Origin of the sequence: Bradyrhizobium sp. UFLA01-814 (assembly GCF_046718885.1) — a bacterium.
Classification (GTDB): domain Bacteria; phylum Pseudomonadota; class Alphaproteobacteria; order Rhizobiales; family Xanthobacteraceae; genus Bradyrhizobium; species Bradyrhizobium elkanii.
Window position 1 is genome coordinate 1 of sequence record NZ_JAQOSR010000290.1, and the last position, 5,676, is coordinate 5,676.

Annotated in this window: 7 protein-coding genes; 2 read left to right on the plus strand and 5 right to left on the minus strand. The window is 65.8% G+C overall.

From position 1 onward, the window contains the following. Positions 1-54: 54 nt before the first annotated feature. The 5 genes from PMN64_RS41545 to PMN64_RS41565 all read right to left on the minus strand — a co-directional run bounded on the left by PMN64_RS41545 (position 55) and on the right by PMN64_RS41565 (position 4,343). Positions 55-1,362 carry a four-carbon acid sugar kinase family protein gene (locus PMN64_RS41545; RefSeq protein WP_411784945.1) on the minus strand — a complete coding sequence of 436 codons (1,308 nt, stop codon included), beginning with the start codon at positions 1,360-1,362 and terminating at the stop codon, positions 55-57. A gap of 29 nt (positions 1,363-1,391) precedes the next feature. Continuing rightward, complete coding sequence (locus PMN64_RS41550) at positions 1,392-2,432, minus strand: 2-keto-3-deoxygluconate permease (RefSeq protein ID WP_304496969.1); 1,041 nt, start codon at positions 2,430-2,432, stop codon at positions 1,392-1,394. Positions 2,433-2,624: 192 nt separating this feature from the next. Next, entirely contained in the window at positions 2,625-2,867 is a 243-nt protein-coding gene (locus tag PMN64_RS41555; protein ID WP_411784946.1) for a hypothetical protein, read from the minus strand. A gap of 1 nt (position 2,868) precedes the next feature. Beyond that, positions 2,869-3,507, minus strand: coding sequence for an aminoacyl--tRNA ligase-related protein (locus tag PMN64_RS41560; protein WP_411784947.1), 639 nt, complete (start codon positions 3,505-3,507; stop codon positions 2,869-2,871). A 131-nt stretch (positions 3,508-3,638) separates the two neighbouring features. Further along, entirely contained in the window at positions 3,639-4,343 is a 705-nt protein-coding gene (locus PMN64_RS41565; protein WP_028338546.1) for a hypothetical protein, read from the minus strand. Between the two features lie 185 nt (positions 4,344-4,528). Here PMN64_RS41565 and PMN64_RS41570 point away from each other — a divergent pair, with 185 nt between their 5' ends. Both PMN64_RS41570 and PMN64_RS41575 read left to right on the plus strand, forming a co-directional pair. Further along, positions 4,529-5,149 (plus strand): class I SAM-dependent methyltransferase, encoded by a 621-nt coding sequence (locus PMN64_RS41570; protein WP_411784948.1) that lies wholly within the window; start codon positions 4,529-4,531, stop codon positions 5,147-5,149. Between the two features lie 23 nt (positions 5,150-5,172). Next, positions 5,173-5,583, plus strand: coding sequence for a DOPA 4,5-dioxygenase family protein (locus PMN64_RS41575; RefSeq protein ID WP_411784949.1), 411 nt, complete (start codon positions 5,173-5,175; stop codon positions 5,581-5,583). Positions 5,584-5,676: the final 93 nt, after the last annotated feature.

Consider the following 5,676-nt stretch of genomic DNA (forward strand, 5'->3'; position numbering starts at 1 on the left):
CCTCGGGCCCGATACCGGCCGGATCTCCCATGGTGATCGCAATGATCGGACGAGTCATATGAAACTTCCTCTGGTTCGGACGGCGCGAAGCCGCTCGCTGATGCGGATGAGGCTGTTCTCGTCACCGAACGCGCCCGCTTTGGTGGCGATCGGAACAGACAATCGGCCAAGAGTAAGGCCGAGCGACACGCCCGGCTCGATTTCGTCGGCAAGACGGATGCCGTTGACGCCGAAGCGCGACAGCATCGCCGCGGCGGTTTCGCCGCCGGTCGCAGCGAAGGCGCCGATCGCGGGTGCGACGGCCTCAAGAGCGTCGGCGAGCCCCTTGGCGAGCTGCGGGCCGAGCGACATGTCGGGGTGATCATCCATCATGATCTCAACCAGTGTATCGCCGCCGCCGGCAAGTCGTTTCATCACGTCCGCGGCGAGCGCCGCCCGGCCGGCACCATCGTTGAGCAGCGTCTCCGGCGCGACCGGGAAATGCGCCACGGTGCCGGTCGCCTCCAGCTCGCGCGCGGCGGCGCGAGATGCGCCGGCGAGCGAGCCCACCACGATCAGGGTGCCGGATGCGCTCGTCGGAATGCGCAGCGGCTCGACGGCATGGCTGACTTCGAGGCCGGCCAGCGCGTGCGCGAGGCCGGCGCTGCCGATGAAGAAGGTTGCGGGCGATGCATGCAGGCTCGCCTCCGCGATCAAACGCAGATCGTGTTCAGTCTCGGCGTCGCAGGCCGCGACCACGTCGCCCTCCCAGGCGAGCCTCGCGAACGTGGCTTTGAGATCGCCACCACGCACGGCAGCGAGCTTGACCTTCTCACCGCGAACGCCCGCGGTCGCGAGAACGTCGACAAGATCGGCATTCGGGTAGGTGTGGTCGCGGTGCCAGACCTCGGCCTCCTCGAGGGGGCGGCCTTCGACCAGGATACGCCCGTCGATGGTGGTGCGGCCGGTGGCCGGAAAGGCCGGCGCGAATACGCCAAAGGCCGGACCCGACCGTGACTTGAGATGCGCAAGCGCGGCGGCAGTCTCCGCTGCAGGTTGCCCCCGCAGCGTCGAGTCAATCTTCTTGAAAAGAATACGTCCGCCTTCGCAAAGGCGCGCCAGCACATCGGCATGGCGGGCTGCAGCGGCCCCGGCCGAAAGGCCTCGACTCGCGGCATCGTAGGCCAGGACGGGCAGCTGGTAGCCCGACGCGTCGGTCACCTCACCCCACGTCACCGCAGCCGCACGCCCCCTTCTGCCGAAGGCGATCGCACAGTCCGCGGCACCGGTGAGATCGTCAGCGACGATCAGCCAGCTTTGGCTTGACGCGTTTTCTTGACGCGAACCGGTATCCACTTCGCTCGAAAACGCTTTAGGGGCCATCTTCAGCGACCTGCTTCAGTGACTTTGCCTCAGTGACTTGCCTCAGTGACAACCGAGCGCGCCGCGGGGGTCACCTTGCCGGCAGAAGCCACGTTGTTCTCTTCTGCAGGCTCCTCGACGTCGCGACCAACAACGCGGGCTGTCCAGGCGGTGACGATCGGCACGAGGATTGCGGTAACCACGACGCAGGCCGCGACGAGGATAGTCGCAGGCCGCGCCGCGTCCGCATAGGCTGGATTCGCCGCGGCGACAATCGCCGGGACGGCCGCCGCATTACCGGCCGTCGAGGCCGCCGCAACACCCGCGACACCATTCCCGCCAGTGATGCGATCGGCGACGAACAGCGGGATGCCGGTCACAACCACCACGGCCACTCCCATGCCGAGGCCGAGCAGGCCGGCCTGCCAAACCTTCGACAGATCGAGGCCGGCGCCGAGCGCGAAGGCGAAGAACGGGATCATCACAGGCACCGCGCGGCTTAGGAAGTCGCGCATCTCTCTGTCGAGATTGCCGATGATCATACCCACCACCAGAGGCAGGATAGCGCCCACGAGGGTCTGCCATGGAAATGCCGAGAGGCCGGCGACGCCCAAAGTGATCATGGTGAGGAAAGGACCGCTCTCCAGCGACATGACGGTATAGGCGCCGACGTCACGCGGACGTCCATATTGGCCCATCAACGCCATATAGAGACCGCCATTGGTGTCGTTCATGGCGGCGACGATCGCGAGCGTCGAGACACCCGCGAACATGCCAGCTGCGACCGGCGTCTCTCCCAAAATGCGGCCGAAGATCAGGCCGAGGACAACGGCCACGCCAACCTTCACGATCAGCAGGGTGCCGCCCTTCTTCACAATGTAGGGGGTCGCGCGGAAGTCGATGCTCGCGCCCATGCAAACGTAGAACACGGCGAGAATTGTCAGCGCGCCGGAGAACAGTGCGCCGGTGAAGGAGCCAAAAAACTTCGGGGTATCGGGAAAGAAGGTGGCAATAAGCGCCCCGACCAACAGAGGGACCACCATCATCCCGCCCGGCACGCTCTCGATCGCCCGCTTAATTGGAACCTGCATTTCTGTTGTCCTCCCGCACACCGCGCACTTCCGATCATTTTGCGCGTTTTGCTACAAAAACGAGCAACCGCTAGCGCGTATATGCTCATATCGCGCAGCATTCAAGACATATTGCGCATTTTGCGCAAAACTGATCATTCGCTCCGTCAGATGCGATTGATTTTGCTCGCGGGAGAATGCCAGGGAATTGGGTCATGAGAGGTTGGACATGGTGCTCATCGCGCAGATGCTCGAAACGCTTACTTGGGCAACACCCACCGAAGCCCCGACTGTCGCATGCTTCGGCCGCAAGGGTGCCGGCCGGGCCCTCGCCTGCAGGCGGGACACCGCCTCGGCCAGCGGAACGTCGGCCTGTAAGTCGTCGTGCTCGCGCAGGCTTACCCGGACGTCCCTCATCTCACGCCCGCCGACGATGGCCATCACCGGCACCGCCATTTCACGCGCCACCGCGACGCGCCGCGAAAGGACCGGCGCTGTCATAGGCAACGGCTCGGATCCCGGCATCCTCGAACGCCGCCAGCACCTGTGCGCCGTATCCGGCCTGGTCTTTCGAGATCGGCGCAACCGCAACCTGGTCCGGCGACAGCCAGAACGGAAGCACGCCGCCATGTTGCTCGAACAGGATCGCAATCATGCGGCCGAGCGATCCGAAGATGGCGTGATGGTTCATCAGCGGCCTGGCCCGGCTGCCGTCGGGGGCGACGTAGGACGCCTCGAGCCGCTGCGGCAGCACGCAGTCGAGCTGCACCGTGCCGCACTGCCAGGATCGTCCCAGCCGGTCGCGCAGCGCGAATTCCAGCTTCGGTCCGTAGAACGCGCCTTCGCCGGGATTGATTGAGACACGAGGCCGCATTGCCGCGCGGCATCGCCGAGCTTCGCCTCTGACCAATCCCAGGTCGCGTCGTCGCCGGCGCGCGCCGCCGGCCGCGTGGCCAGCGCCACCTCGTAGTTGGGGAAAACCGAGGTCTCGGTAGACCTCGCCCAGCAAGGCGATGAAGCAAGCGACATCGTTCTCCACGTCCGGCTCGCGGCAGAACACATGGGCGTCGTCTTGCTCGAAGGCGCGCGTCCGCATGCTGCCGTGGACCGAACCGTGGCGAATGTCGCAGTTGGGTTAAAAGGGCCGCGAGTCCGCTTTAAGTCTCGAACGCGGACAGGATTTATGAGCACGCACCCTAGTCTGCGGCCGCGCGTCAGATTCGCGCATTACGTCAGCTGCTCCGGATCATCGGCCGCGCGCATGCGCGCGATACTGTCTTCCGTCGCCGCGCTACCGGCCGCCGCGATCGCGATCTCGCGCGCCAAATTGGTGCATTCGGCCCACATCAGGAAGAACACCAGCGGTGGCCGTTCGCGCGCTTCCAGCAGCTGCCGGCAGCGCTCGGCCGCGCCGTCGATCGCCCACCACTGTTGGGCGACCACCATGACCCTGCGGAAGCTCCGCAACGTGCCGGAAAACTTTTGCGGATCCGCGCCCACGAGGGCGCCGCAATGGTTCAGCCAGTTCAGGCCAGCGTAGATCGCAATCCCGTAGTCTTCGATCGCGGTGCCGGTGAAATCGACGACGGTCTTGTCGTGCGCGCGCTGGCGCAGGAAAGCATCGATCATCTCCGCCTGGCGGGCCGGATCGACCAGCAGCGAGATGTCCTGCCGCGGCACCATCGGGACATAGCGCATCGCCTCGAGCCGCGTGTGCTCCCAGATCGCGCTGATGTCGCCGAGCAGATCGCCGGACTTGCGTTTGCAGGCCGGATAGACCAGCACGCCATTGTCGGCGAGATCGAGATAGCGCGGGACCACCTTGTCGAGCGCGGCGAGAAACGCCGCCGGATCGCTGAGGCCGCGCAAATCGCTGGCGGCGTCCTCCGCTTGTGCAGGCTTGTTGCCGCGTGTCCAGCCGAAATTGGCCATCCCCGGACGCCCTGATCTCAACCCGGCCATCAGGTTAGTTGGAAAATGCGGCGAAGCAAATGCGGCATTTGCTGCTGCGCCGCCGTGCGTGCCCGCCGCTGCCGGTTGACGCGAGAGACCGCCGCGCCTAGCTGATGGTTAATGGCGCGCAACGCAGGTTGTTGCCGCTTTCGGGACCTATCGCCATGACCGCTTCTGATCGGCAATCGCATTGGCAGACCGTCTATCTGACCAAGGGCGAGCAGCAGGTGAGCTGGTCGCAGGCCGATCCGCAGCCATCGCTGCACCTGATCGAATCGGTTGCACCCGGCCGCGACGCCTCGATCGTCGACGTCGGCAGCGGAGCTTCGCGACTTGTCGATGCGCTGCTGGCGAGCGGCTTTCACGATGTGACCCTGCTCGATCTCTCCGAAGCGGCGCTGGCGAGCGCGCGGGAGCGGATCGGCGCAGCAGGTGACGCGGTGCGCTGGATCGTAGGTGACGCAACGGACTGGCAGCCGCAGCAGGCCTTCGACATCTGGCACGATCGTGCGGCGTTTCACTTCCTGGTCGAGGAACCAGACCGCGCGGCCTATCTCGACCGGCTGCATCGCGGCGTGAAAGCAGGCGGTCACGCGGTGATCGGCACCTTCGCGCTGGACGGCCCGGAGAAGTGCAGCGGCCTGCCGGTGCAGCGCTATGATCCCGCAACGCTCAGCAGGACCATCGGTCCGGCATTCGAGTTGATCGCCGACGAGCCGCATCGGCACGTCACGCCCTGGGGCGCGACGCAGTCGTTCCAGTTCAGTGTGCTGCGGCGCAAGTGACCGGCCGCGGAGGGAGAGGTGAAATGACGGACGCGCCACGGACGATCGGCGAGATCGCGAGCTACCACGCCCATGTCTATTACGACCCCGCGACCAGCCGGGGCGAGGCGGAACGGCTGCGCAACTGGATCGGCGAGCGCTTCCTGGTCACGCTCGGACGCTGGCACGACGTCAAGGTCGGCCCGCACGATCAGGCGATGTATCAGGTGGCGTTTGCGGCCGAGCTGTTTCCGGCCCTGGTGCCGTGGCTGATGCTGAACCACGGCAGCCTGAGCATCCTGGTCCATCCCAACACCACCAATCCGCGCCGCGACCACCACGACGATCCGCTCTGGATCGGCACGCCGCTCGCCGTCCACGCCCACAAGCTGCCCGAAGAGGCCGAGATGGAGCAGGCGCCGGCGCCGAACACGTCGCCGACACTGCGTCCCTGAGCGCCTCCGGGTTGTCCGTAGGGCAATCGCATATGACCCTTCGGCGGCTGCGGAGGTAACTCGGCCTCGTGGTTCGAGACGCGCCGCAAGCGG

What these genes read in the sequence shown, in the direction of transcription:
- PMN64_RS41545 (WP_411784945.1), bottom strand. Translation starts at nt 1,362, where the DNA reads ATGGCCCCTAAAGCGTTTTCGAGCGAAGTGGATACCGGTTCGCGTCAA.
- PMN64_RS41550 (WP_304496969.1), bottom strand. Translation starts at nt 2,432, where the DNA reads ATGCAGGTTCCAATTAAGCGGGCGATCGAGAGCGTGCCGGGCGGGATG.
- PMN64_RS41555 (WP_411784946.1), bottom strand. Translation starts at nt 2,867, where the DNA reads ATGGCGGTGCCGGTGATGGCCATCGTCGGCGGGCGTGAGATGAGGGAC.
- PMN64_RS41560 (WP_411784947.1), bottom strand. Translation starts at nt 3,507, where the DNA reads ATGCGGACGCGCGCCTTCGAGCAAGACGACGCCCATGTGTTCTGCCGC.
- PMN64_RS41565 (WP_028338546.1), bottom strand. Translation starts at nt 4,343, where the DNA reads ATGGCCAATTTCGGCTGGACACGCGGCAACAAGCCTGCACAAGCGGAG.
- PMN64_RS41570 (WP_411784948.1), top strand. Translation starts at nt 4,529, where the DNA reads ATGACCGCTTCTGATCGGCAATCGCATTGGCAGACCGTCTATCTGACC.
- PMN64_RS41575 (WP_411784949.1), top strand. Translation starts at nt 5,173, where the DNA reads ATGACGGACGCGCCACGGACGATCGGCGAGATCGCGAGCTACCACGCC.